This window comes from Yoonia sp. BS5-3 (assembly GCF_038069655.2).
Lineage (GTDB): Bacteria > Pseudomonadota > Alphaproteobacteria > Rhodobacterales > Rhodobacteraceae > Yoonia > Yoonia phaeophyticola.
Window position 1 is genome coordinate 3,123,623 of the sequence record NZ_CP150951.2, and the last position, 26,401, is coordinate 3,150,023.

A 26,401-nucleotide genomic window follows, 5' to 3' on the forward strand; every position below is an offset into this window, starting at 1 on the left:
GCCCCGGACCTGATCCGGGGTCGGAGAAGAAACGCGATGCAACGCGCACAGATGAGAGGCAAAGATGCAGCGGCCCTGAGGGGCCCGGACTTTGCCCGCGCGCAGATCGCCTTAATCAGACATGTAACACGGATATCCGCGCCCCCTGGGGCGCCCCCGCGGTTATATGCGAATGGAAAAAATGCCAAAGAAAATGCTAATCGATGCCACACACGCGGAAGAAACCCGCGTTGTTGTGGTCGACGGGAACAAAGTCGAGGAATTTGATTTTGAAAGCCAGTTCAAGCGTCAGCTTGCTGGGAATATCTATCTGGCCAAGGTTACACGGGTTGAACCATCGCTGCAGGCCGCGTTTGTGGATTATGGCGGCAATCGCCATGGGTTCCTTGCCTTCTCGGAAATACATCCTGACTACTACCAAATCCCTGTGGCGGACCGCGAAGCGCTGATCGCCGAAGAAAAGGCCTATGCCGAAAGTCTGAAAGCGCAGGACGAGGAAGAAGAAAAACCCAAGCCCAAACGCCGCCGGCGCAGCAGGGCCAAAGCCGCCGAGGCTGAGGGCGAAGACGCCGTTGTAACGGCCGAGGTTGACACAGCGCCCGATGACAGCAGCACTGATATCAGCGGGATGGAAACCATCGATCTGGATGATCCAGACGAAGGCAGCTCGCCCATGGAACTGGTCGCTGAAACACCGGTTGAGACCCCTGCAGGCGATGAAGATACCGATGAAGGCGATGATCAGCCAAGCGTTGATGCAGGCGCCAAGGATGAGAGCATTGAAAGTGTCGCTGAAGAAGACGACACCGACGAAGTGCGCCCGGTGCGGAAGCCGCGCCCGAAACGCTATAAGATCCAAGAGGTTATCAAAGTCCGCCAGATTCTTCTAATCCAGGTGGTTAAAGAAGAGCGCGGCAATAAGGGCGCCGCCCTGACAACATATCTTTCACTGGCGGGCCGCTATTGCGTCTTGATGCCCAACACCGCCCGTGGTGGCGGCATCAGCCGCAAGATCACAAATGCGGCGGATCGCAAAAAGCTCAAAGAGATCGCCAGCGGCATGACAGTGCCGGATGGCGCCGGGCTGATTATCCGTACCGCCGGATCGCAACGGACCAAGGCCGAGATCAAGCGCGATTACGAATACTTGCAGCGTATGTGGGAACAAATCCGCGAGCTGACGCTAAAATCCATTGCCCCGGCTAAGATTTATGAAGAAGGCGATCTGATCAAACGGTCGATCCGCGATCTTTATTCCAAAGAGATCGATGAGGTGATCGTCGCAGGCGAGGCGGGGTATCGCACCGCCAAGGACTTCATGAAAATGATCATGCCGTCCCACGCCAAAAACGTGAAATTCTACACCGAGCAATTGCCACTTTACGCCCGCTATCAGGTTGAGGGCTATCTGAACGGTATGTTCAACCCCACGGTCCAACTGCCATCGGGCGGCTATATCGTGATCGGCATCACCGAGGCGCTTGTCGCCATCGATGTGAACTCTGGCCGGGCAACCAAAGAAGGCTCGATTGAGCAGACCGCAACCAAGACCAACCTGGAAGCCGCTGATGAAGTGGCCCGCCAATTGCGCCTGCGCGATTTGGCCGGTCTGATCGTGATCGACTTCATTGATATGGACGAACGCAAGAACAACGCCGCCGTTGAGAAGCGTTTCAAGGAGAAGCTGAAAACGGATCGTGCCCGCATTCAGGTGGGCCGGATTTCCGGCTTTGGCCTGATGGAAATGTCCCGTCAGCGTCTGCGCCCTGGCATGTTGGAAGCCACAACGCAGATGTGTTCGCATTGTCACGGCACGGGTCTGTTGCGGTCTGACGACAACGTTGCCCTGTCCATCCTGCGTAGCCTTGAGGAAGAAGGTGTGCGTGGCCGCTCCAAGGAGGTGCTGATCAAAGCACCGATTTCGATTGCCAACTTCCTGATGAACGGCAAACGCGAACATATCGCGGATATCGAGGCCCGTTATGGCATGTCGGTTCGGATTGAATGTGATCCGACGCTGGTTTCGCCTGATTATGCGATTGAGAAATTCAAAACCGCCACGCGTATCGTGCCGGATGCGGCGCCTGTCGTGACCTCTGCGGTGATCATGGATGATGCTGATGACGTCATTGTTGATGAGACCCCGGATGAAGAAACCGGCGAAGAGGATCGGCCCAAGCGTAAGCGCCGTCGTCGTCGTCGCCGCCGGGGTGGTAGCAATGGTGGTGAAAACCAGCAGGCTGAAAATGCGGATAACGCGGCCGAAACGCCTGATGCCGATGCGCAGGTCAAAGAGGTAGAGGCAGAAGCTGCAACGCCGGATGCCGTGCAGACCGAAGAGACGCCAGAGGAAAAGCCAAAGCGCAAGCGCACACGGCGTAAAAAGGCGGATGAACCCGCAGCTGAGGCTGAAGCGGAAGCGGCGCCGGACGCTGAAACGCCTGAAGAGGCGACTGAGGAAAAGCCAGCACCGAAAAAGCGCACCCGCCGGAAAAAGGCAGAGCCTGCAGCGGAGGCGGCTGAAGCTGAAAAACCTGACGCTGTAGAGGCTGAGAAGCCAAGCGAAGAGGAAAAGCCAAAGCGCCGTAGCCGTGCCAAGCCCAAAAAGGTGGAAGAGGTTGCCGAAGAGCCACCTGCAACGCCGGAACCTGCAACACCGGCAGCTGAGGCACCGACACCGATAGCTGAAGAACCCGCGCCCGCCCCGGAACCGGCGCCAGAGCCTGTTGCGGCCACGCCGGAACCCGAGGCCGAACCGGCCAAGCCAAAGCGCAAAGGCTGGTGGTCCCTTGGCCGCTAGCGCAGGCTGATCCAAGAATAAAAGCCGCCCCAGTCAGTGGGGCGGCTTTTCATTTTGGTGTCTGGCGTTTCAGCACACCTATTTGACGCCGATGCAATCGACCTCAACCGCGGCCCCCAGGGCCAGGCCATCTGCACCAAAGGCGGCGCGGGCCGGGAAGCGGCCCGGTGCGAAATATTCCGCATAGACCGTGTTGAAATCCCCCCACTCAGAGATGTTGTCCAGCATAACGGTGCATTTGACGAGGTTTTCAAGGCTATACCCATGCGCTTCAAGCGATGTCTTGATGTTCTCCATCACCTGGCGGGATTCGCCTGTCACGCCGCCCTCGGCCAATTCCAATGTGCCGGGCACATTGCCGATCTGACCAGACAGATATACCGTATCGCCTGCAACGACGACTTCGGAAAACGGCAAATTGGTCGGCAACACTGCGCCGGAATTCAGATAATCGGCTTCAGCGGTGGCCATACCGGCCATTGCGCTGATCACGCCGGAAAGAACAAGTGATTTGGGAAGGTTTTGAGACAGCATCACGCGGGCTCCTTTCATTTGGATTGATAGGCAGCAGGCTCACCGGATGCTGGGCAATGGTCCAGAGCGGGGCCGGGCGCGCGGCGGAAGCTGGCGGAAAATGGCAGAGCTGGGCGTTATTTTTGGGCAAACTGCCCGTGAAATAGCAGCTTGGTCGGCGCTGGCATCTGTGGTCAGTCGAAATTCAACCGATAGACGTTGTTCAGATAGGCCTGGTCATCGATGCGAAACTGTGTCTCGCCAACCTGGCTGAACCCTTGGGCCAAATAAAATGCAATCGCCAAGTCATTCTCGGCATTTGTCGCGAGCCAGATGGAGCGCGCGCCCCGCTGCCTTGCACATGTCGTCGCTGCATTCAGCAGACGTTTGCCGATCCCTTTGCCATGATGGCGGGGTTGCACATAAAGCGTGGAAATCTCATAGCTATCGCAGTCAGGGACCGGGGCTTTGCTGCCCACTGATACACGAACGAAACCGTCGATCCCTTGCTCATTTTCTGATACGGTGAAGTGCTCCGTCGGCGATGTCATCAGATTTTGCATCTTTTGATCCGTGAAGGTTTGTAAGGCGTAATCTGCAAAAAATGCGTTTACACCCTTCTTGATATATGTGCCCAGCCACACCTCAATTGAGATTGCCGCAATGCTAGATGCATCCGAGAGTCGAGCTTTGCGCAGTTTCATATCTTCAAAATCAACGTTTTTGAGGGTGATCGTCGCTGTTCCTGATCCGGGAGAAAATCAGCCCTTGCGGATCATGTAAACCTGCACTGCGCCGCGATCCTCGGTACTAACTAGATCATGCCCGGCTTCGCTACAAAAATGCGGTATGTCGATGATCGCGGCGGGATCGTCTGCTTCGACTTCTAGAACATCGCCGGGCGCCAAAGACCGTAGCCGTTTGCGGGCCTTTAGGACGGGCAGGGGGCATAGCAGCCCCTTGGCATCAAGGTGATGTGTTTTGGTCATGACCGCTCAGTTAGGATGCATGTTTCAACTTGTCCACTGACTTGTGACTAGAACGTCAGTGACGTCTTTAGATTCGTGCCGTAGGTAAGGGTCAAGGAGAGCCGAATGCTTGATACGGGAATCATTTTTGACGCAGCGCTATTGCCCGCCATGTTGGTGGCAATCTTGGCTGGTATCTTTTCGTTTCTCAGTCCCTGTGTTTTGCCGGTTGTACCGCCCTATCTGGCCTATATGGGCGGCGTTTCGGTCAGCGAAATGGAACAAGCCGCTGCCGCGCGCCGCCGCGTGCTGATCTCAGCGCTTTTCTTTGTCCTTGGCCTATCGACCGTGTTTTTGCTGCTTGGTATCGCGTTTTCGGCCATGGGGCGGATGTTGCTGCAAGTGCAGGAATGGTTTGTCATCGGTGCCGGCGCCGTGATCATGATCCTTGGGGCGCATTTCGTTGGCGTATTCCGCATCGGTTTTCTGGACCGCGAAATGCGTGCTGATGCGGGGGACCGGGGCGGATCGGCCTTTGGCGCGTATCTTTTGGGGCTCGCCTTCGCCTTTGGCTGGACACCTTGCCTGGGACCAATTCTTGCGGCCATCCTTAGCCTTGCGGCCTCTGAGGCAAGCGTCACGCGTGGGACTGTTCTGCTGGCATTCTATGCTTTGGGGCTTGGTATTCCTTTCTTGCTTGTGGCCGCGTTTTTCCCGCGTCTTCGCGGGGTGATGGCCTGGATGAAACGGCATATGGAACGGATTGAGCGGATATCCGGCCTGCTGCTATGGACCGTCGGCCTGATGATGCTGACCGGCCAGTTTGCTGCCTTTAGCTATTGGCTGCTTGAGCAGTTCCCATCCCTTGCAACATTTGGCTAACGCTTAATCGCTTCATTTCATTGCAAGAACCTGTAAAGATGCGCCCATCAGCTGAGGGGCGCCGATGCAGAGCGATATCAAACAGGTCAGAAAACGCCGGGTGTTTCACATCCCCGGTTATGATCCGATCCATCCGCGCCGCTACCGCGAGCTTTATCGCAGCGAGGCAGCAGCACAGGCCAAAATCAGCGGTTACGAGATCGCTGTGCAAGCCCAGCCCAGTGACGATACTTTTCACTGGGCAGTGAATGCCCAGATTGAGGGCGCCCGCGTTACCGCCCGTGTCGATGTTTTGGTCTGGTCGGATATTGTGCGCGACAGCATGGCCCAATCCATTCCGGCGACCTATTGGCAGCTTGCCAAGACAACCTGGATTTACGCAAAGACGGGGACGCTGCGCCGATTGATGATGATGCGCAAAGGGCCGGTGATTGCGGCCCTTTACCCTGTGGGGATGCTGCTGCTGCAATTGATTGTAGCACTTTGGCTTGGCTGGTTTTTGGGCAGTCTGCTTGAAGATGCGCTTTTGTGGCTTTTGTCTTTGACCGGGCTGACTGAAGGCATGTTCGCCTCAGCTCTTGGCAGCATCGCCATGCTATTAAAATACGCGATCTTTGGCGGAGTGATCTTTACGCTGCTGCGTTGGTTCAAATCCAAGGATAACAAGCTGTTCGCGTACTACCTGATGCATGATTATGCGTTTTCAGCGCAGAAATGGGGGGCAAACCCCGACGCGCTTGAGGCGCGGATGACAGTATTCGGCGATCAGATTGCCGCCGCGTTGCAAAGCGATGTCGATGAGGTGTTGATCGTTGGCCATTCGTCGGGGGCGCATCTGGCGATTTCGATCATTGCCGATCTGATCCGCGCGGGCCGTGTCCGCAGCGATGGGCCTAAGCTATCATTTTTGTCGCTCGGGCAGGTGGTGCCAATGGTGTCCTTCCTGCCCAAGGCGCGTCGTCTACGCGGTGATCTGGCGTTTTTGGCAACCAGTGACGCGCTGACCTGGGTGGATGTGACCGCACCGGGGGATGGCTGCTGTTTTGCGCTGTGCGATCCGGTCGCTGTCACGGGCGTGACGCCGCCGGGCAAACAGTGGCCGCTGGTGATTTCAGCCGCTTTCACCCAAAGCCTGACACCAAACCGCTGGAAAGAACTGCGCTGGCGTTTTTTTCGGCTGCATTTCCAATATCTTTGCGCCTTTGATCAGCCCAAGGACTATGATTATTTTCAGATCACCGCTGGCCCGCTATCACTGGCGGATCGCTATCGGGGCCGTTCGCCGTCGAAATCGCGTATCGATATTGCGGTGTCAAAATACACCTCTATTCTGCCCAGATGAGTGATCTACCGCCCAAGCCACCGGTGCGGCCGGAGAAAGTATCCTTGTGGCGGTATATGCGGCTATTTCGGCGCGATATCCTGTCGGCCCAACCGGCCAAGCTCTACCGCGCTTGGATGGCCGAGTTTCGCACGCCCTTCTTTCGCAGCTATCTGATCAATGATCCGCAATTGACCAAAACGGTGCTGAAGGACCGCCCAGATGATTTTCCCAAATCCGAACGGATCGGGGCAGGGCTGCGCCCCTTGCTGGGTGATAGCGTCTTTTTGACCAATGGCGCCCAATGGAAACGACAACGCCGGATCATTGACCCGGCTTTTGAGGGCGGGCGCCTGCGCGATACGTTTCCAGGCATTGTTGCTGCAGGCCGCGCCGCCGCTGCCCGTTTGCAGAGCAAGGCCGACGGCACCGCGCAAGAGATAGAGGCGATCACCAGCCATGCGGCGGCTGATGTTATCTTTCGCACGTTGTTTTCCATCCCGATTGAAGATGACACCGCGCAAAAGGTATTTACCGCCTTTCGGGACTATCAACGCAGTCAACCGATCTTGAACCTTGCGGCCTTTGTACCTGGTCCGCGTTGGATGCCGCGTTTTTTTGGGCGGGATACAACGCGAACCGCGCGCGCGATCCGGGCGTTGATCACAGATATGACCCAGCAGCGTCTTGCGTTGATCGCAGCGGGCACAGCCCCTGATGATCTGGCCACCAAGATCATGACAACGCAAGATCCTGAAACCGGACAGCGCTTTGACAGTGATGAAATGGTCGATCAGGTCGCGATCTTTTTCCTGGCGGGGCATGAAACAAGCGCATCGGCTTTAGCTTGGGCCCTATACCTGTTAGCGCGTTATCCCGCGTGGCAGGATCGGTTGGCCGCAGAGGCCCAGCAATTCACGGGCGATTTTTCCCAACTTTCGGCGCTGGTGCAAACCCGCGATGTATTTCGCGAGGCGCTGCGGCTCTACCCGCCGGTCCCGATGATGGTGCGCGAAACAACTAAGCCCGAGCATTTTCGCAAACGTGCGATCAAACGGGGCGCGCAGGTTGTTCTGTCACCTTGGCACATACATCGCCATGAGCGGATGTGGGACAACCCCGATGCTTTTGATCCCGCACGCTGGCAAACCGAAGCAGGCCAAGCCGCCGCCCGCGATGCCTATATGCCCTTTTCCAGCGGCCCGCGTGTTTGCACGGGGGCGGGTTTTGCGATGATTGAAGGAGTGGTTTTGCTGGCCTCGCTGCTGCGGGATTACCGATTTTCAATCGAAAATTGTGCAGCGCCAATTCCGGTCGCCCACCTTACAGTGCGTGCACGCGACGGTATCTGGGTACGAATCGCCCCACGGGCGAATTCTTGAGGTGTCTAATTGGGTAGAAAATCTGCCTTTGGCGCAATTTTAGAAACCTAAACTGTTTCAAATATGGCGGGAAAATGGGCGGCGTTGGCGGATTTCAACCCGTTAACCCCAAAAATAGGGGATTCCCGCCGATATTCGGGCAGCGACAGTAAGGTCGGGTTTGCGACAGCGCCACCTTTGTGCCACAAACAATCCATAGTTAGTTTATCTGTGAAACGACGCATGTGGGGGCGACATGACAATTTCTCTACCAGGATCAAAGAAGAGCGGGCTTGCCGGGCTTTTGGGACGTAAGAGCCAGGATGAAGGCACGAAGGTTGCACCGAAAAAGCAACTGGCCGGACATGAAGTCGCCAAGCTGTTCAATAAATCCGCGCGCACGGCAGCCGCCAAGCCGGTTAAGCCTGCCAAACTGAATGATTATGAAAAGCAAGATCGTGAGCGTATTTCCAGCTTGCGTGGTGCGCTTTATTCAAAAGACTGAGCGCGACTCAGCACCCTTTCAAATACGTAGACCCTGATGGCCGATGCGAGACCGATATCTCCGCGGCCTTCGTCTATTTCTGCAGCAAGCCCGTTGATCGTTTTGCCATCCGTTTCGGCAATCTGCCGAAATGTGTCCCAGAAGATGTCTTCAAGTGATACGCTGGTACGATGACCGCGTAAGGTGAGGGATCTTTTGACGGGGCGGCGATGCGCGCGCTTACTCATCTTCGAATTTCATTGCGGACAGACGGTCATTGGCCTGTTTGACCTTGGCGGCATCCAAAACACGTTCCGCCTTCGTGCGCCCAAAGCGGATCGCATTCTGATCCGCTTTGGCTTTGGCATCGGCGCGGTTTTTGGCCTTGCGCACCTTATTCAGATTGACCGGCTTCACTTGGGCCCGATCATATCTTCGGGACGTACGACCTGATCAAATGTGGCTTCATCCACGAAACCCAGATTGATCGCCTCTTCTTTTAGTGTCGTGCCATTCTTATGGGCCGTTTTGGCGACGGTCGTCGCGTTATCATAGCCGATGGTCGGGGCAAGTGCGGTAACCAGCATCAACGATTCCCGCATCAGCTTTTCGATCCGGTCTTCATTGGCCTTGATCCCGACAACGCAGTTATCGGTAAAGGCACCCGCCGCATCGCCGATCAATTGCATCGATTGCAGCACATTATAGGCCATCATTGGCTTCATCACGTTCAGTTCAAAATGACCCTGGCTGCCGGCAAAACCAACGGCGGCGTCATTGCCCATCACATGGGCGCAGACCTGGGTGATCGCTTCAACCTGGGTCGGGTTCACCTTGCCGGGCATGATGGAAGAGCCCGGCTCATTCTCGGGTAGCATCAGCTCGCCCAACCCGCAGCGCGGGCCAGAGCCGAGCATGCGAATATCCGCTGCGATCTTATAAAGCGAAGCGGCGACCGTTTTCAGCGCGCCTGACATTTCAACCAATGCGTCATGCCCGGCCAAAGCTTCAAATTTGTTTGGTGCGGTCACGAAAGGCAGACCAGTGATTTCGGCCATGTTTTTGGCAACCGTTTCACCCCAGCCTTTGGGTGTGTTCAGACCGGTGCCAACGGCTGTGCCCCCTTGGGCCAGTTCATAAATGGCGGGCAGGGCGGCCTTGATCCGGCGAATACCCATCGCAACCTGATGCACATAGCCCGAGAATTCCTGACCCAAAGTCAGCGGCGTCGCGTCCATCGTATGGGTGCGGCCGATCTTGATGATCTTGGCGAATTCCTGTTGCTTGACCTCAAGCGCGGCATGCAGCCTGGCCAGCCCGGGCAGCAAAACGTCATGGGCCGTTGTGGCCACAGCGATATGCATCGCAGTTGGGAAAGTGTCGTTTGACGATTGCCCCATATTGCAATGATCATTGGGGTGAACCGGATCTTTCGATCCGATTGTACCGCCCAGCAATTCAATTGCCCGGTTTGAGATCACTTCATTTGCGTTCATGTTCGATTGCGTGCCCGAACCGGTCTGCCAGACAACCAGCGGAAAATGATCATCCAGCTTACCTGCCACAACCTCTGCGGCGGCTTCGATCATGGCGTCAGCCAGTTTGCCATCCAGCTTGCCGCGTTCTTTATTGGCCATCGCGCAGGCCTGCTTGATCACGCCAAGCCCGCGGACGATTGCGACGGGCTGCTTTTCCCAACCGATTGGGAAGTTCATGATGGACCGCTGTGTTTGGGCGCCCCAGTAACGATCTGCAGGGACCTCAAGTGGGCCAAAACTATCGGTTTCTGTGCGTGTCGCGGTCATATCTGAGAGCCCTTTTGAAAATGTCAGGGCACAGATATCCAATCACCAACTTCTTGGCAATTGGTCAGATGCCGGGCTATTTGCGGAACTGATCCAGGCTGACGACTTCGGCCTCTTGCGGCGCATCGTCGCCCTCATCCTCAGGTTCGACCATTTCGTCCATCGGTGCCTCATCAGCATCTTGGTCATCGTCGTCATCATCCTGCGTCTCAAAGCGCAGACCAAATTCGACGGATGGATCAACGAAAGTTTTGATCGCGTCGTAAGGGATATACAATGTCTCAGGGCTGTCACCAAAGTTCAACGTGATGGTGAAGCCTTCTTCGGTTACATCCAGATCAGCAAACCAATGCTGGATCACAACGGTCATTTCGCCCGGATACCGGTCAGACAGCCAATCGGCGATCTCAACATCCGGGTGCATTGTATCGAAGGTGATGAAGAAATGATGCTCGCCGGGCAGCCCATCCTCGCGGACGCGTGTCAACACTTTCTGGATCAAGCCGCGCATGGCCTGATGCATTAGGTTGCCGTAGTCAATCGTGCCGGTCACAGTCAAAAACCCCCATCATTGCAGGATCTAGCATAGGGGATTCGGGGCCGGTGAAAAGGGGCCAGTTTGCCCCATCATTGACGAAAGGTCAGGATCAGGCTGAGCAGCGCTGTCATCAGCAGCACAAGCGGCAATGGCCAGCGGCGCCAGAGCAGCATGACCCCCGCAATAAGCGCCAGCCCGATCGCTGCAGGTTGGATCGATGTCAGCGCCGGCCAATGCAGATAAAACGGCCCAAATGCGAAGGTCGGGACCTCTGCAAAGAACAAATGCATCGCGAACCACAGCGACAGGTTCGCGATGACCCCGACAACGGCGGCGGTGATGGCGCTGAGTGCATCTGTTAATCTGGGCTGTCCGTCTAGCCTTTCGATCAGCGGGGCCCCGGCGAAAATCCATATAAAACAAGGGATAAAGGTGACCCAAAGTGTCAAAACTCCGGCTGCCAGCGCCATCGCGACCCCGCCCTGCGCCATTCCGGCGATCATTGCCACAAATTGGGTGATCAAGATCAACGGTCCCGGTGTTGTTTCGGCCAACCCAAGCGCATCCATCATCTGCGGTGTGCTGAGCCATCCATGCGCGATCACAACCTCTTGGGTCATATAGGCGAGCACTGCGTAGGCCCCACCAAATGTCACGACGGCCAGCGTGGAGAAAAACTGCGCGATATCAAGCAGAAAGGGGCTGCTGACGATCAGGGCGATTGGGGCTACCCAAAGCGCCAGCCCAATAAGCAGTGTCAGACATGTCGCGCGCAGCGGCCATGGCGTGTGCGATTGATTGGCCTTGCCTGCAGTGCTGGTTGCCGCGCCAATCAACGCGGCGACTGCGATCACCAAAGGAAAGGGCAGGGCGAAGGCAAAAAGCGCGACGAAAGCCACAAGTGCGATGAACCTGTGGCCCTGGGTTTTCAAAGCGCGTTTGCTGATCTTGATCATGGCTTCAATCACGATCACAACCACAGTGGCTTTGACGCCTAAAAACAGGGCCTGCGCAATGGGCAGATTGCCAAATTGCCCGTAGGCCAAGGCAAGCAGCGTCATCACAATCGCGCCAGGCAGCACGAATAGCCCGCCCCCGATCACACCGCCCAGTATCCCCGCCCGTTGCCATCCAGCATAGGTGGCCAATTGCATAGCCTCGGGGCCTGGCAGCAGCATGCAAAAGGATAGGGCGCGCAGGAACTGTGCCTCGGTCAGCCAATTGCGGGTCTCAACCAGTTCCTTATGCATCAATGCGATCTGCGCCGCAGGTCCACCGAAGGACAGCAGGCCGATACGGCCGAAGACTTGGATAAGTTCAGATGTCATGAATGCGGCCTTTGGTTTTGCCGCAGGCCTAACCGAAAATGCGGCTCAGCTCACGCAGAATTTTCGCGCGGATCGTCTCGGGATATTCGCGGTGGGTACGGGCGGTCATGACAAAGCCATCGCGGGTGATCACAGCGCCGCGGTAGAAATTTGTGATGGCCAACCCCATGGATTCAATGGCGATTCCATTGATCGTCACACCCGCACGCTGGGCAGCGTTCCGGGCAGCCCGCGTATCGGCGCCTGCATTTGGAGTGCCATCGCCCGAGATATCAATGACATGCCGGTTACAATGCGCAACCGCGTCAAATAGGCTGAGCGAGAAATAGATCGCCTCGGCCGGGGCGGTATCCGATAGCACAAAGGCGCGCTGCATCTGGCGGGCCTGCCTTGACAGCCGTGCCGCATCAAGTGTCGTACGGATTTGGGTCCATGGGATTGAAAGGCTTTGCTTATCAACGCCCGACCACTGAACAACGGCCAGTGTTGCTTCACCCTGGACCATAACCTCAACGATTTCAGGGTCTTGCAAGGCGTCCGCCAGCCCGTCTGTTTGCAGCCGATATTCGGCAGTGTCGATTGAGTTCGAGACATCGATGGTCAGAACCAATGCCGTCCCACAGGCCTGTGCAGCCAAGGGGGCCGAGGCCAGGAAACTGGCGACAAGAAACGAGCAAACGCGCATGGCGTGGATGGTGCACGGGAAGGCACGCACATTTCAAGTCACAAGAATGACAGCGCGACCACATCGCATATATGCAATTCTATTCAGTGGTTTGCGGGGGGATGTTAATGCAGGTTTCTGTTGCCAGGTACCTGCGAACCCCGCCTAAGGTCGCTAAACCCTAGGAGTTAGATTTCAGTATTCCGCACTGCTTAAGCAGCGAGGGCAACTGGAGCTCTGTTGTCATTTGCAACTAGCTTAATTGAACCGATAACGGTGGTATCTCACCGAAACAAAGCAAACCCCTTTAGACGTTCGTCGATCCTATTTCGGCCCCATGATCCCCAAATGAAGGATGTTTGGTGGAGCCGCCGGGTACCGCCCCCGGGTCCGATCCGCTTATTACGAGCGCGTTTATGTTCATAGTCCCGAGGGACAGACCAGACATAAGCAAGCGGTGGGGCTGCTGCAAGGGGGCTGGGGCATCTGCGGCAAGAAAAGGCCCCTAGGGCGATGAAATAATACGTACAGAACGCGTACATATGCCGTATGTATCAGCGCAATTTGGGGGGGCTGTGTGACAACATGGATATCTCTGGCGCGGCGGCCTGCCGCTGTTCAGCCGGTTGAATTGTATTATCAATCCAGTCATAGTTTTGAGTGAGTGGGTCGCGGAACGAGGAAGGTGCGTTACTATTGGTAGAGCGAGTTGCGCATTGTTCGTGCACGTTTACCAAGCGTCATGCCCAACTTTTGTCGCAACTTTGTGCGGTTTTTGCCATTTAAGTTAGTAATTGTTCTCATACAGGCATCAATACCAGTCTTTGTCGCCAGGCGTTGATACTCCGCATGAAAATAACGCGTCTGCTCAGGGAAAAGGTAAGGTGGTGTTGGAGATGATATTTAGGTTTTGCCCAATGGTGCAGGTTCTGCGGTTTTTGCTACTGGTCGGTTTGATGGCTTTGCCCGTCGCCAGTGCCGCGCAGTCAAATGATCGGTCCGTGATGCGCATGGTGTGCTTTGATTCGGATCAAACCGCGTCTGGCCAAAGTACCGGCGGTTGGACAGCGATCATCACGCAGATGAACAATGAACAATATCCGGCAACGACCTTTATTCCCGATGAACAAGGGCAATATGCCGAGAAATTTCCGATGTTTGAGAACATCATATTCTTCATGTTTGTTTTTGAGGAAACGACCGGCCTAAGCGCGGCCACTGATGCGCGCAGCCTGGCCGAAGAACTTTTGGCCAGCGGCAGTGCCCCTGTGCCTGTGCTGGCTGAGGGCAACCGCGTTGGGAGCCTTTTTGACATGAGCTGGGGAGGGTCCAGCACGTTCCAATACGATTCAGCTGATCAGTCAAAGAATATCTATTCCGACGTTGATCAATCCGAGCAGCGCGTGCCGGTTTGCCAGCCACCGTTTGTCTATGTCGCCCCCAGCGGGAATGGTTAAGATAGCCAATGCCCCCGCTAGTGATCTGTCTTTGGGAGGAAAAATTGTTTTTGACCCGTATCTTATCATGGCTTTTCGCCCCGGCACGGACCCGGTTAAGGCCGGTACTGGTTCCAGTCGCACAGCCCCAAAATGCGGCGCCCCGCAATGCACAAATGCTTCGAAATAATATCAAGGAATGGTGAAAATGGACATGAAACACCTGAATATAAAGGCCGCCCTGCTTGGCACGGCGATGTGCTGCGCAAGCGTTGCTGCCGCACAAGAGGTCAATCTTAAATCGCCCGATGGATCAATCGATCTGACCGGCGAGCTGATCGAGTATCAGGATAACATTTACGTGATCAGCTCACCGCTTGGGTCTGTGCGCGTCTCGGGCGACCGAGTTGAATGCGTCGGCGGCGGTTGCCCGGATACTGAGGTTCTTGACCAAGAGATTACATTCTCGGGCTCTGACGCCATTGCCGATGGTCTGTTGCCCGTCTTGTTGGCCAGCTACGCGACGTCGCTGGAGGCTGAGCCGGTCCTGACAGAGACAGTTGGTTCCTTTGAGACAAGCACGCAGTTCATCGACAATTTCGGTTTCGGAGATCTGATTGAGTCCTATCGGATCCGCGCATCGGTTTCGTCCGACGCCTTTATGAACCTGCTGGGCAAATCGGCCGAGATTGGTGTGTCATCACGCCGGATTACCGTGGATGAAGCCCGTTTGCTGCGCGAATATGGCGCGGGCAGCATGGTCAGCACCGAAAACGAACATATTCTTGCGACCGATAGTATCATCGTGATCTCAAACCCTTCCAACCCGATACAGGCCATCACGCTTGAGCAGCTGGCAGGTATCTATTCGGGTGCGATTTCGAACTGGTCCGAGTTGGGCGGCAACGACGCCCCGATCAACGCGGTGCATTTGGCCCGTGGATCCGGTACCCGCGGCGTTTTTGAAGAGCGCATCCTGCAAGACACGCCCGGTCAGCCGATCAATGTGGTTGAGGCCGAAGGCAGTGTTGATATGGCCGCCCGTGTGAATGCTGATGAAAATGCGATCGGATACGTATCGATCGCCTTCCGCCGCGGTGCGCAGGCGATGAGCCTTACAAACGAATGCGGGATCGCCACCGAACCTGATGAGTTTGCCGCGAAAACCGGCGAATATGTCCTGCAGCGCCCGCTTTATTTCTACACCCGCGGCGATACAACCACCGACGAGGTACGCGATTTCCTGACATGGGCTAAATCGGGTGAGGCAACAGCCGCTGTTGCGAAATCGGGCTTTATCGATCTTGGCGTTAGTGCTGCTGCTCAAGAGGTGGATTCGCTGCGTGCCCAAAACCTGCAGAACGCCAATCTGGATGATTACGAGGCCTCATTCGCGGATACATTTGTGGATCAGATGGTGAACTATGACCGTCTGTCATCGACATTCCGTTTCTTCACCGGTTCCAACCGTCTGACACCACAATCCCGCGTGGTTCTGGACCGTTTGATCGACTATCTTGAAGATCAGCCCGCTGGCGAGGTCATGCTGGTTGGTTTCACCGACGATCAGGGCCCGTTTGATGCCAATCTGCGCATCGCCGAAGATCGCGCGGCCTTTATGGTTGAGGAAATCGCATCGGTTGCCGGTGGTCGTCTGGACCATATCACCTTTACCACAGCAGGATATGGTGAGCTGGCCCCGGTTGCGTGTAACGCCACAAGCAATGGCCGTGCCATTAACCGCCGTATCGAAGTCTGGGCTGCGAAGTAACTCAGCGCATCGCAAATGACATTTGTTGTCGGCGGCGCTGCCGCCTGACAGCAACAGACACGAAAGTGAGAGACATGAAAAATTTTGTATCCATCGCGGCTCTGACGGCGACAGTGGCAACTGTTCCAGCCGTCACCAACGCCGCTGAGCTGACCATCGCAACCGTGAATAACGGCCATATGATCACCATGCAGCAATTGGCGCCCGAGTTCCTTGAGCGCTATCCGAATATCACGCTCAATTGGGTGACCTTCAACGAAGGCGAATTGCGCGAACAGGTCACCGCCGACATCACCGAAGGCGGCGGCCAGTTTGATGTGATGACCATCGGCATGTATGAGGCCCCGATCTGGGGCGAGCGTGGCTGGCTGGCCCCGCTGAACTTTAGTGCCGAATATGAGCAGAATGACCTGCTGCCTGCTATTCGCGACGGCCTCAGCCATGAGGGTACGCTTTATGCGGCCCCGTTCTATGGTGAAAGCTCGATGATCATGTATCGTTCGGACTTGATGCGCGATGCGGGTATTACCCTGGGCAGTAACCCCAACTGGGATGAGGTCATCGCCGCTGCCGAAGCCATGACCGATCGCGACAATGGTGTTTACGGCATCTGCCTGCGCGGTAAGCCGGGCTGGGGCGACAACATGGCCTTCCTGACCACTATGGCAAACAGCTTTGGTGCGCAGCTTTTTGATGAAAACTGGCGTCCGACGCTGGAATCAGATGAATGGCGCGATGCGGTATCGCTTTATATTGATACGCTGACCAAATACGGCCCTCCGGGATCTGAAGGCAATTCGTTCAACGAAATCCTGTCTTTGTTCAACGAAGGCCGTTGCGGGATGTGGATTGATGCCACGATCGCCGCATCCTTCATCACCGACCCCGATCAATCATCCGTTGCGGACGATGTCGCCTTTGCGCAGGCCCCAAGCGGCGTGACAAACAAGGGCGCCAACTGGCTTTGGGCCTGGGCGCTGGCTGTTCCGGCAGGTTCAAACGCGACCGTTGAAGCCACGACCTTTATCGAATGGGCCACATCACAGGCCTATATCGAGCTGGTCGGCGAAAAACGCGGCTGGGGTCAGGTCCCGACCGGTACCCGCCAGTCGACTTATCGCAATGCTAACTTCCAGGATGCGGCCTTGTTTGCCGATGCCGAGTTGAACGCGATCTTGTCCGCTGATCCGACAGATTCCACGCTGAACCCATCGCCTTATGTGGGCGTTCAGTTCGCATCGATCCCGGAATTTGCGGATATTGGCGGCTATATGGGCCAGCAGATGACAGCCGCCCTGCGCGGTGATCTGAGCATTGATGAGGCGCTGGCCAATGCCCAGGCCTATGCCGATGCTGCCATGCAAGAAGCTGGCTATTATTAAGCTAAATTCACCGGCCAGCTTTGGCTGGCCGGTGCCCCCCGGGATTGTGATTAGCGCGCCGCGCCCGGCCTTGTTAGGCAGGCTTAATTCCGGCCGCTGATTTTTGAGGGTTCCCATGCGCCATCTTATCCTTTGTCTGTGCCTTTTCGCCATGCCTGCCAATGCCGAAATGGCCCCCCGCGATGGCTGGGATGTCATACCGACCCAGAAAACATATGATAATCTGATTGATGCTGTGCGTGCTGCTGCGGGCGAAAATGGGATGGGTGTTGTCACCCAGGCAGGGCCCACAGGTGCGGCCCGTAATCGCGGTATCACCATCCCCGGCAACCGTGTGATTGGTCTATTCAACAATTTCTACGCGGTCCGCATCCTTGATTTGTCGACCGCCGCGATGATCGAGGCGCCGATCCGTGTCTATGTGACCGAAAACGCCGATGGCACGGCGACCTTATCCTATAAGCGTCCCAGCACTGTCTTCGCCCCCTATATAGATGAGGCGGGCCCGGGTTTGGCTAAGGCGGCTGCGGAATTGGATGAGATTTTCGCGGCAATCGCAGCAGATGCCACCCAGTAGCCAGCTGCGCTTGACCTGACTGCAGATGCGCTAGATCACCCTCCAACACCTAGGCGCGATGCGCCTACTGCGGAGGCATGATGAGTAACACCCCAATATTGCTTTGGTTTCGGCGCGATCTGCGGTTGGCCGATCACGAATCGCTGCGCGCCGCCTGCGACAGTGGTCGTCCCGTCATTCCTGTCTTTGTCCATGATGATCAGGTTGCCGATTTAGGCGCCGCGCCAAGGATGCGGCTTGGGCTGAGCGTGGCGCATTTCGCGCAACAGCTTGAAGCCATGGGCAGCCGCCTGATCTTGCGCAAAGGGCCTGCATTGCAGGTCTTGCGTGATCTGGTCCAGGAAACCGGGGCAGGGGCCGTCTATTGGTCGCGCCTTTATGATCCGGCCGCCAAGGCGCGCGACACGCAGATTAAATCTGCCCTTAAGGAGGATGGTTTGGCGCCGCGCAGTTTCGCGGGCCATCTGCTGTTTGAGCCTTGGACCGTTGAGACCAAAACCGGTGGATTTTACAAAGTCTACACTCCGATGTGGAAAGCCGTGCGGGACCGCGATGTGCCGCAAGCGCTGACGGCACCGGGCCGCATGCTGGCCCCGGAAAGCTGGCCGCAGTCGGATTGCTTGGATGATTGGCAAATGGGGCGCGACATGCGCCGCGGCGCATCGGGTCTTGCCGCCCGTTGCTGTGTTGGCGAAGCTGCCGCGCGTGACCGCCTGACCCGGTTTATGGATGGGCCGGTAACAGCTTACGTCAAAAACCGGGATTTGCCGGGCGTCGATGGCACCTCGCGCTTGTCCGAAAACCTGACCTATGGCGAGATTAGCCCGCGCGTATGTTGGCATGCCGGTTGGGCGGCTTTGCAAGCCGGGCAGGGTGATGCCGAGGTGTTCTTGAAAGAACTGGTCTGGCGCGAGTTTGCCTATCATCTGGCCCATCACACGCCCCATATCACCACAGGCAATTGGAAGCCCGATTGGGACGCTTTCCCGTGGAATACCGATGAGACCGACAATGTGCAGGCCTGGAAACAAGGACGCACGGGCGTTCGCTTTGTCGATGCGGCTATGCGCGAGATGTATGTTACCGGGACGATGCATAACCGGGGCCGGATGATCGTGGCCTCTTATTTGACCAAGCATTTGCTGACCCATTGGCAGATCGGGCTGGACTGGTTCGCCGATTGCCTGATCGATTGGGACCCGTGCAGCAATGCAATGGGCTGGCAATGGTCCGCCGGATCAGGCCCGGATGCGACGCCGTATTTTCGTGTTTTCAACCCGGTCACTCAGCTTGATAAATTCGACAAGGATCGCGCCTATGTCAAAACCTGGATCGCCGAAGGATACCGCACGCCCAGCCAGACCGCATTGGACTATTTCGACATGATCCCGCGTAGCTGGGCGATGTCCGCCGCGGACAAATACCCCGATCCCGTCGTACCTGCGGATGAGGGCCGCAAACGCGCATTGGCCGCCTATGAGACGCGGGGCTTTTGAGCCCCATTTTCCTTCATAGTGATTTTTTTTGATCGTCTTCGGTGACTTCCGCGTAATAATAAATAACTTCAACGCCCAAGATGCCGGGAAAAACCGTGCACGGGACCAAGACGACAGGAAGATACATGATTTTGACCAGTACTGACGGCCAAGCCGGGCTGCCGCGATACTTCGCCCAGGTTTTTGACCAGATCAAAGATCTTAAGAAAGGTCAGATCGATATCTTTTTGCCAGATGGCCGCCACTTTCGCGCGAAAGGCCCTGCGCCCGGTCATATCGCTGAGGTCCATGTTCACAATGATGATCTATTTGCCCGGACTATCCGCGACGGCGATGTCGGCTTTGCCGAGGCCTATATGGATGGCTGGTGGAGCACGCCTGATCTGATGGGCGTGATGTATCTGATCCATGATGATGCCGACCATATCTATGACGGCTTCCCGGCCCAGCGTCTGGTCCGCCTGTATGAACGGTTCCGTTTCTGGATGCAGCGTAATTCAAAGACCCAAGCTCGCAAGAACATCAGCTATCATTATGATCTGGGCAACAAGTTCTATGGGCTGTGGTTGGATGATACGATGACCTATTCCTCGGCCATCTTTGAAACTGGTCAGGAAAGCACCGAGGCGGCGCAAGCTGCCAAATATGCCAGCATGATCGATCAGATGGGCGCCAAGCGCGGGGACCATGTTCTTGAAATTGGCTGCGGCTGGGGCGGCTTTGCCGAATATGCCGCCAAAGAGCGCGGCATCAAAGTGACCGGTTTGACCATCAGCCAGCAGCAACATGATTATGCTATTGCCCGGATGGCCAAGGCTGGCCTTTCCGACATGGTCGATATCAAGATGCAGGATTACCGCGATGAGACTGGCACATATGACGGTATAGCCAGCATCGAGATGTTCGAAGCCGTAGGTGAGAAATATTGGCCAACCTATTTTGAAACGGTGCGCAATTGTCTGAAACCGGGCAAGAACGCAACACTTCAGATCATCACCGTAAAGGAAGATCGCTGGCATACATACCGGCGCGGTGTGGATTTTATCCAGAAATATATCTTCCCGGGCGGCATGCTACCCAGCCCGAATGTCCTGCGCCAAGAAGTTGAAAAGGCTGGATTAAATGTATCTCGATCAATCGAGTTTGCCGAAAGCTATGCGCTGACACTGCGCCGCTGGTACGAGACCTTTAACGAAAAGTGGGATCAGGTGGCCCCGCTGGGCTTTGACGAACGCTTTAAGCGGATGTGGGATTTTTATCTGACCTCTTGTGCGGCGACCTTTGATAGCCGAAACTGCGACGTGACGCAGATTACGGTAACGCGGACCGCCTAGGCCCGCGTTCATCAAGGAAGAGGACACAAGACAATGCCAACAGCTGGACGGCTTGCCGGGGCGGTCATTTTTGCCCTGTTCGGATGGTATATTGCGGGCATTTCCACCCCCTTCTTTCCAGAGGAACGCCCGCCGCAATATATCATTCCGATGTGTTTTTTCGTAGGCATTTTCGTTGGTTGGAAAGTATGCGGGCCGCGCACCGGGCAGGGATATTACAACGCGATCAGTAACGGCCTAACAACAACCGCCGCTTTTTCGTTTTGCGTGCTCGGAATTATCGCGTTTAACGCCATGATCGTGAGCGCGCTGCGTAACCGTTATGATGGCCCGATGGAGGCGATTGTCGGGATGTTTGAGCTTATGCTTGAGCAAGGCTTTGCATTTTTTGATATCCCGTTCCTGACCACATTGATTGGTGGCGGGATCCTTTGCGCCATGATCGCAGAGTTCTTCGGTAAGAATTACTCTTAAAGAATGCTGGACCTTTTCGTTTACGGCACGCTGCAATCCCCCGCGTTGATGCAAGCCGTCGCGGGCGGCGCGATCCCAAAGCCGATCGCCGCGACGTTACCGGAATACAGCCTTCGCACACTTCGGGACTATGTGGTGCCTTGTTTGGTGTCCGATCCGTCCGGCTGCGTTGAAGGCGTCGTTTTTCGCGGCCTGACACCAGATCAGATTGCACGCCTTGATCTTTATGAGGGGGCTTGGGGATACACCTTGGCCCCGACGCGGGTGGATGCAGCCACGCCTTTGCGGGATGTATACGTGTATCTGCCGCCCGCCCAGGGGGTGGCGCCCGACGGCCCATGGTCTTTTGCTGATTGGCAAAGCGAACATGAAAAGCCAGCAGTCGACACAGCGATTGAGCTGTTTTCCCACGATCCGCTGCCTGATCCAGAGCTGCTTCGTCAAACCTGGCATATGATGGAATCGCGCGCCTGGGCCAAGCATCGCGCCGTTGCGGCCCCGCAAACCCGCCGTTACGCGCCCGATCCGGGTGATGTTGCGATCCACAAGCTGCGCCCGCCTGTGGGCAATTTCTTTCGTATGCAAAGCATGAATGTCAGCCACAGCACCTTTCAGGGCACAAGGACGGACCCCTTGCGCCGCGAGGTCTTTGTCGGTGTCGATGCCGTGATTTTGCTGCCTTATGATCCTGTGCGCGACAAGGTGCTACTGGTTGAGCAGGTCCGCATGGGTCCTGTTATACGCCGCGATCCAAACCCATGGATGCTTGAGGCGGTCGCCGGCATGGTTGATGCCCGCGAAACGCCCGAGGCGGCTGGCTGCCGCGAAGCGACAGAAGAGGCGGGCGTAACCCTGCAGCATTTGGAACCTGCCGGATCCTATTACCCTTCACCCGGCGGTACCACGGATTACTTTTACACCTATGTCGGTCTGTGCGATTTGCCGATGACCGAGACCTATTTAGGCGGGCTGTCTGACGAAGATGAGGACCTGCGCCTACATCCGATGGGGTTTGATGAGGCCATGGCCCTCACAACGAGCGGCGAGATTGCGACTGGCCCGTTGTTTCATTTGCTTTATTGGTTGGCGTGGCATCGTGATCGGCTGGGTCAATTCCTTTGATACGACGATGGCTTGATGTCCTGCGGGTGCGGTTCTACACAGATCCCACGTAATGAAAGGCCCTTGCTATGACGATCCGATCTGATCTTGCCGATGCTGTTGGAAATACACCGCTGATCAAGCTGCGTGCAGCGTCAGAGGCGACGGGCTGCACCATCCTGGGCAAGGCAGAGTTTTTGAACCCCGGCCAATCCGTCAAGGATCGCGCGGCGCTGTTCATGATCCGCGATGCGATTGCGCGCGGCGATCTGAAACCAGGCGGCACGATTGTTGAAGGCACGGCAGGCAATACAGGCATCGGTCTTGCGCTCGTAGGCGCCTCAATGGGCTTCAAAACCGTTATCGTCATTCCTGAAACCCAAAGTCAGGAAAAAAAGGATATGCTGCGTGTGGCCGGTGCTGTTCTGGTGGAGGTCCCTGCGGTCCCTTATGCCAACCCGAATAACTATGTGAAATATTCCGCCCGTTTGGCCGAAAAGCTGAATGAGACCGAACCGAACGGTGCTGTTTGGGCCAATCAGTTTGACAATACGGCCAACCGCCAAGCCCATGTTGAAACCACCGCCCCAGAGCTTTGGGCGCAGACAGATGGCAAACTGGACGGCTTTACCTGCGCTTGCGGATCGGGCGGCACGCTTGCTGGTGTGGCCGAGGTATTGCAGCCAAAGGGCGTTAAGGTGGGCCTAAGCGATCCGGATGGATCGGGGCTTTTCAAGCTGTTCACAGACCAGACCCCAGAGCCTGGCAATTCGATCACCGAAGGCATCGGGCAGGGGCGTATTACGGCCAACCTTGAAGGCTTTACCCCTGATTTTGCGTATAAAATCTCCGATGCCGAGGCCTTGCCAATTGTCTTTGATCTTTTGGCGGAAGAAGGGCTTTGCATGGGCGGGTCAACCGGAATTAACATTGCCGGTGCAATTCGCCTTGCCCGCGACATGGGCCCTGGCCACACGATTGCAACCATCCTGTGCGATTACGGTACGCGTTATCAGTCCAAGCTTTATAACCCGGCCTTCCTGCGCGACAAAGGCTTGCCGGTACCGCCTTGGCTTGAGACGACAGTCGATGTGCCAACTGTTTTTGAGGACGCATGATCATCCGGCGCATTGCCGCAGGGCTATTGGCCCTCTTGCTCTGCGTTCTGCCGATTTGGGCCATCGCCCAAGAGGTATCTGACGACGCGGCCAGCAATGCGGCAGCGACCAGTGATGAAGACACTGATGCTGATTGGGAACGGCTTGCCACCCGTGCTGAGCTGATGGTGATCCGCGATGATGTCTCGGAATTTGCGCTGACGCGTATCCGGGCCGAGCTTGTCGAATGGCGTGACGAATTTCTGCTGCGTTCGGATACGAATGCCGGCCGTATCGCAACCGTTGATGCGCAGCTTGAGGCCTTGGGTGCGGCCCCCGAAGATGGGGAGGAGGCGGACGCGATCACTGCGCGCCGCACTGCACTTACGACCCAGCGGCAGGCCCTGGCGGCCCCTGGGTTGCTCGCGCAAGAGGCCTATGCCCGCGCGGATGGATTGATCAGCGAATTTGATGCGCTTGTGCTGCAACGCCAAGCTGCTGCCCTGACCGAACGCGGCCCATCCCCGTTGAACCTGACCCATTTGGGTGATGCCGGCACGGCGGTCTGGTCGACCTTCAGCGAAATTGGTTCAGAGACCGCTGGATTGCTTGATCAACATATCGGGTCAGGCCAATTCATGTCGGTCCTGCCGCGTACGATCCTGTTTTTCCTGATTGCCACACTTTGCCTTGGGCTGGGACGCCGATGGATTACGTCCTGGCGGATGCAAATCCTTGAGCGAGAGCTGCGCTTTGCCCCGTTTTGGCAATTGCTGGTGTCGCTCGCGCAGCTGTTGATTCCGACAATCGGATTGGTCGCCTTGTCCGAAGGGCTGACAACGCTGGATGTCTTTGGCCTGCGCGGAACGAATGTGATTGAAACTGTGCCAGAGGCTGGTTTCGTCGTGATCTTTGCCTGGTGGCTAAGCCGGTTGATTTTCCCGGTAGGCAGCCGTGCAGGCTATCTGGGCTATAGTGCTGATATTCGCACGTCAGGCCGCCGTTATGCTTTGGCGCTGGGGTGGGCCTTGGCGGCGCATCTTTTGTTCACGGCGCTTTTTCAGACGGCAGATATCACGACGGGCGCCCGCGCCGCTTTGGAATGGCCGATTATGGTCATCATGGGTGTCTTGCTATGGCGTTTTGGCCGTGTCGTTGGCACAAAGCCCGAACCGCTTGAGACCGGCACCGTGTCCGAGGGCCGAATGCGCCGGATGGTGGGCCGGTTTTGTACTGCTGTTTCAATTGTTGGCCCCGTCGTCGCGGCCTTGGGGTATGGCGCTGCTGGCTTGGCCTTATTGATACCGGCGATCTACTCGCTGGGACTGGCTGGGGTTGTCTGGCTCGCCCAACGGATTGCGACCGACATAAGCACACCAGCAATTGGCGATGACGATGCAAAAGGCCTGCGCGCGTTGCTACCGGTGCTGCTGAGCCTGATCATATATGTCGCCAGCCTGCCTGTTTTTGCATTGATTTGGGGCGCCCGCGTTGATGACCTACTTGAGCTATGGTCCCGTTTCCGCGAAGGGTTTTCATGGGGCGAGACTCAGATTTCGCCAACAGATTTTCTGACCTTCGCGCTTGTGTTTGCATTTGGATATCTACTGACACGATTTATCCAAGCTACTTTGCGCAAATCGATTTTGCCGCGCACACGCCTTGATCTTGGTGGCCAAAATGCGGTTGTCGCCGGTTGCGGATATATCGGGATTATCCTGGCGGCGATTGTCGCGATTACCAGCGCGGGCATTGATCTTTCGAACCTCGCGATTGTCGCGGGTGCCCTGTCTGTGGGCATTGGTTTTGGGCTGCAAAATATCGTCTCAAACTTTGTCTCGGGGATCATCTTGTTGATTGAGCGTCCGGTCAGCGAAGGTGACTGGATCGAAGTGGGCGGGCAGATGGGTTATGTCCGGTCGATCTCGGTGCGTTCAACCCGGATTGAGACGTTTGACCGGACCGATGTTATTGTTCCCAATGCCGATCTGGTAAGCGGGCAGGTCACCAACTGGACCCGCGGTAATCTGGTCGGCCGCGTCATTGTCCCTGTTGGTGTCGCCTATGGATCGGACGTTGATGAGGTCAAAAAGATCCTGACCCGCATCGCTGAGGCCCATCCTTTGGTCGTGATGACCCCGCCACCTGCGGTGCTGTTCATGGCTTTTGGTGCGGATTCGCTTGATTTTGAAATTCGCGCCATCCTGCGCGATGTGAACTATGTGCTGACCACGAAATCGGAACTGAATTACGAGATCTGCAAAGCCTTTGACGAGGCTGGTATCGAAATTCCGTTTGCCCAGCGTGATATCTGGTTGCGGAATCCTGAAGCTCTGCAAAGATCGGACACATGACAGAGCTTTTATTTCGTGACGATCCCTACTTACGCCAGTCCGTAGCAACCGTAACCGAGGTGACCGCAGAAGGGGGGATCGTGCTGGATCGCAGCCTGTTTTACCCGACATCCGGCGGTCAGCCTGGCGATGCAGGTCACCTGTCTTGGGACGGCGGCCAGATCGATATCGCCACCACGGTCAAAACGGATGGCATCGCAAATCTGCTTTTGCCTGCTGAACCTGTTGCGTTGCCCAGCGTCGGCCAAGAGGTTACCCAAAAGCTGAACTGGGATCGCCGCTATCGTCATATGCGGATGCACACCGCTTTGCATCTTTTGTCTGTTGTTATCCCGCTTCCGGTCTCCGGCGGCGCGATTGCGCCTGACAAAAGCCGTTTGGATTTTGATATGCCCGAAGCACCAGAGGACAAACAGGCGCTTGAGGATGATCTGAACCGTCTGATCGCCTGCGATATGGATGTGACAGCCGAATGGATCACGGATGCGGCGTTAGATGCCCAACCTGATCTGGTGAAAACCATGTCGGTCCAGCCCCCGCGCGGGACAGGGCAGATCCGCCTGATCCGGATTGGCGTTGGCGCCGAGACCGCTGATCTGCAACCTTGTGGCGGCACCCATGTCGCCAATACGTCTGAGATTGGTACCGTTCGTTTGGGTAAGATCCAAAAGAAGGGCCGCCAGAACAGGCGTGTCTATCTGCATTTGGAGTAACG

At 56.3% G+C, this 26,401-nt stretch carries 25 protein-coding genes and 1 other RNA gene; 16 read left to right on the forward strand and 10 right to left on the reverse strand.

Annotation, left to right across the window (positions count from 1 at the left end):
- Positions 1-181 precede the first annotated feature (181 nt).
- Positions 182-2,800, forward strand: coding sequence for a ribonuclease E/G (locus AABB29_RS15880; RefSeq protein ID WP_341365980.1), 2,619 nt, complete (start codon positions 182-184; stop codon positions 2,798-2,800).
- Positions 2,801-2,878: 78 nt separating this feature from the next.
- Here the strand turns inward: AABB29_RS15880 and AABB29_RS15885 are convergent, their stop codons facing one another.
- The 3 genes from AABB29_RS15885 to AABB29_RS15895 all read right to left on the reverse strand — a co-directional run bounded on the left by AABB29_RS15885 (position 2,879) and on the right by AABB29_RS15895 (position 4,302).
- On the reverse strand, positions 2,879-3,334 hold the full coding sequence (locus tag AABB29_RS15885; RefSeq protein ID WP_341365979.1) for a RidA family protein: 456 nt from the start codon (positions 3,332-3,334) through the stop codon (positions 2,879-2,881).
- Between the two features lie 173 nt (positions 3,335-3,507).
- The gene (locus AABB29_RS15890; RefSeq protein ID WP_341365978.1) at positions 3,508-4,017 is read right to left on the reverse strand and encodes a GNAT family N-acetyltransferase; all 510 of its coding nucleotides are present in this window, start codon (positions 4,015-4,017) and stop codon (positions 3,508-3,510) included.
- A 57-nt stretch (positions 4,018-4,074) separates the two neighbouring features.
- Complete coding sequence (locus tag AABB29_RS15895; protein WP_341365977.1) at positions 4,075-4,302, reverse strand: sulfurtransferase TusA family protein; 228 nt, start codon at positions 4,300-4,302, stop codon at positions 4,075-4,077.
- Positions 4,303-4,407: 105 nt separating this feature from the next.
- On the opposite strand from AABB29_RS15895, the gene AABB29_RS15900 reads away from it, so the two are divergent.
- The 4 genes from AABB29_RS15900 to AABB29_RS15915 all read left to right on the forward strand — a co-directional run bounded on the left by AABB29_RS15900 (position 4,408) and on the right by AABB29_RS15915 (position 8,350).
- The gene (locus AABB29_RS15900; RefSeq protein WP_341365976.1) at positions 4,408-5,163 is read left to right on the forward strand and encodes a cytochrome c biogenesis protein CcdA; all 756 of its coding nucleotides are present in this window, start codon (positions 4,408-4,410) and stop codon (positions 5,161-5,163) included.
- Positions 5,164-5,227: 64 nt separating this feature from the next.
- Positions 5,228-6,505, forward strand: a complete 1,278-nt coding sequence (locus tag AABB29_RS15905) for a hypothetical protein (protein WP_373636621.1) — start codon at positions 5,228-5,230, stop codon at positions 6,503-6,505.
- Entirely contained in the window at positions 6,502-7,866 is a 1,365-nt protein-coding gene (locus AABB29_RS15910; RefSeq protein ID WP_341365975.1) for a cytochrome P450, read from the forward strand. Before AABB29_RS15905 ends, AABB29_RS15910 begins: the two co-directional genes overlap by 4 nt.
- 235 nt (positions 7,867-8,101) lie before the next feature.
- Positions 8,102-8,350, forward strand: a complete 249-nt coding sequence (locus tag AABB29_RS15915) for a hypothetical protein (RefSeq protein ID WP_341365974.1) — start codon at positions 8,102-8,104, stop codon at positions 8,348-8,350.
- Here AABB29_RS15915 and AABB29_RS15920 read toward each other — a convergent pair.
- From AABB29_RS15920 to ssrA, 7 genes are all read right to left on the reverse strand, one after another.
- Positions 8,335-8,577: a ribbon-helix-helix domain-containing protein gene (locus AABB29_RS15920; RefSeq protein WP_341365973.1), complete on the reverse strand. Its 243-nt coding sequence runs from the start codon at positions 8,575-8,577 to the stop codon at positions 8,335-8,337. The two genes, AABB29_RS15915 and AABB29_RS15920, sit on opposite strands and share 16 nt — an antisense overlap.
- Positions 8,570-8,746 (reverse strand): DUF4169 family protein, encoded by a 177-nt coding sequence (locus AABB29_RS15925; RefSeq protein ID WP_341365972.1) that lies wholly within the window; start codon positions 8,744-8,746, stop codon positions 8,570-8,572. Before AABB29_RS15925 ends, AABB29_RS15920 begins: the two co-directional genes overlap by 8 nt.
- Entirely contained in the window at positions 8,743-10,134 is a 1,392-nt protein-coding gene (fumC, locus tag AABB29_RS15930; protein WP_341365971.1) for a class II fumarate hydratase, read from the reverse strand. Before fumC ends, AABB29_RS15925 begins: the two co-directional genes overlap by 4 nt.
- Before the next feature lie 76 nt (positions 10,135-10,210).
- Entirely contained in the window at positions 10,211-10,687 is a 477-nt protein-coding gene (locus AABB29_RS15935; RefSeq protein ID WP_341369074.1) for a ClpXP protease specificity-enhancing factor SspB, read from the reverse strand.
- Between the two features lie 74 nt (positions 10,688-10,761).
- Positions 10,762-12,000 (reverse strand): chromate efflux transporter, encoded by a 1,239-nt coding sequence (gene chrA / locus AABB29_RS15940; protein ID WP_341365970.1) that lies wholly within the window; start codon positions 11,998-12,000, stop codon positions 10,762-10,764.
- 28 nt (positions 12,001-12,028) lie between these two features.
- Entirely contained in the window at positions 12,029-12,685 is a 657-nt protein-coding gene (locus tag AABB29_RS15945) for a DUF1194 domain-containing protein (protein WP_341369073.1), read from the reverse strand.
- Between the two features lie 106 nt (positions 12,686-12,791).
- Positions 12,792-13,140: a transfer-messenger RNA gene (gene ssrA / locus AABB29_RS15950) on the reverse strand.
- Between the two features lie 441 nt (positions 13,141-13,581).
- Here ssrA and AABB29_RS15955 point away from each other — a divergent pair.
- From AABB29_RS15955 to AABB29_RS16005, 11 genes are all read left to right on the forward strand, one after another.
- Positions 13,582-14,121 (forward strand): hypothetical protein, encoded by a 540-nt coding sequence (locus tag AABB29_RS15955; RefSeq protein ID WP_341365969.1) that lies wholly within the window; start codon positions 13,582-13,584, stop codon positions 14,119-14,121.
- Positions 14,122-14,308: 187 nt separating this feature from the next.
- On the forward strand, positions 14,309-15,871 hold the full coding sequence (locus tag AABB29_RS15960) for a substrate-binding domain-containing protein (RefSeq protein WP_373636622.1): 1,563 nt from the start codon (positions 14,309-14,311) through the stop codon (positions 15,869-15,871).
- Positions 15,872-15,945: 74 nt separating this feature from the next.
- Positions 15,946-17,253 carry a sugar ABC transporter substrate-binding protein gene (locus tag AABB29_RS15965; protein WP_341365966.1) on the forward strand — a complete coding sequence of 436 codons (1,308 nt, stop codon included), beginning with the start codon at positions 15,946-15,948 and terminating at the stop codon, positions 17,251-17,253.
- A 115-nt stretch (positions 17,254-17,368) separates the two neighbouring features.
- A complete protein-coding gene (locus AABB29_RS15970; protein WP_341365965.1) occupies positions 17,369-17,830 on the forward strand; it encodes a DUF302 domain-containing protein in 462 nt (153 codons plus the stop codon).
- Between the two features lie 80 nt (positions 17,831-17,910).
- Entirely contained in the window at positions 17,911-19,326 is a 1,416-nt protein-coding gene (locus AABB29_RS15975) for a deoxyribodipyrimidine photo-lyase (protein WP_341365964.1), read from the forward strand.
- A gap of 125 nt (positions 19,327-19,451) precedes the next feature.
- Entirely contained in the window at positions 19,452-20,660 is a 1,209-nt protein-coding gene (locus tag AABB29_RS15980) for a cyclopropane-fatty-acyl-phospholipid synthase family protein (RefSeq protein ID WP_341365963.1), read from the forward strand.
- Positions 20,661-20,693: 33 nt separating this feature from the next.
- Positions 20,694-21,134, forward strand: coding sequence for a TrgA family protein (locus AABB29_RS15985; protein ID WP_341365962.1), 441 nt, complete (start codon positions 20,694-20,696; stop codon positions 21,132-21,134).
- Positions 21,135-21,137: 3 nt separating this feature from the next.
- A complete protein-coding gene (locus AABB29_RS15990) occupies positions 21,138-22,256 on the forward strand; it encodes a gamma-glutamylcyclotransferase (protein ID WP_341365961.1) in 1,119 nt (372 codons plus the stop codon).
- Between the two features lie 68 nt (positions 22,257-22,324).
- Positions 22,325-23,353, forward strand: a complete 1,029-nt coding sequence (locus tag AABB29_RS15995; RefSeq protein ID WP_373636623.1) for a cysteine synthase A — start codon at positions 22,325-22,327, stop codon at positions 23,351-23,353.
- Positions 23,350-25,686, forward strand: coding sequence for a DUF3772 domain-containing protein (locus AABB29_RS16000; protein ID WP_373636624.1), 2,337 nt, complete (start codon positions 23,350-23,352; stop codon positions 25,684-25,686). Before AABB29_RS15995 ends, AABB29_RS16000 begins: the two co-directional genes overlap by 4 nt.
- On the forward strand, positions 25,683-26,399 hold the full coding sequence (locus AABB29_RS16005) for an alanyl-tRNA editing protein (RefSeq protein ID WP_341369072.1): 717 nt from the start codon (positions 25,683-25,685) through the stop codon (positions 26,397-26,399). The genes AABB29_RS16000 and AABB29_RS16005 overlap by 4 nt, the downstream gene beginning before the upstream one ends.
- The last annotated feature ends 2 nt before the right edge of the window (positions 26,400-26,401 follow it).